Consider the following 244-nt stretch of genomic DNA (forward strand, 5'->3'; position numbering starts at 1 on the left):
GAATATAGTAAAAGTAAATAATTATTTACTTTTACTATATTTTCTATTCCTCCAAGCAAAGGAAGAAGCAGAACAGTTTTTACTTTCTGACTTTCTAATAATTTTCTCAAAGCCTCAGCAAGCAGACTGGCATCTGTACCTACTACTATATGAACCTCTGTAGCACTTATTTTCTGTACAGCTGGGTAATATTTTTTTATCTCATCAGCATTAACTTTATTCATATCTTTTACTTCAAGTCTAA

Annotated in this window: 1 pseudogene; it reads right to left on the reverse strand. The window is 30.3% G+C overall.

Annotated features, from left to right (window positions below):
- Positions 1-224, reverse strand: a pseudogene (locus EZH24_RS13830) (PTS transporter subunit EIIB); the annotation flags it as partial.
- Positions 225-244: the final 20 nt, after the last annotated feature.

The organism is Brachyspira catarrhinii (assembly GCF_005518285.1).
GTDB lineage: Bacteria > Spirochaetota > Brachyspiria > Brachyspirales > Brachyspiraceae > Brachyspira > Brachyspira catarrhinii.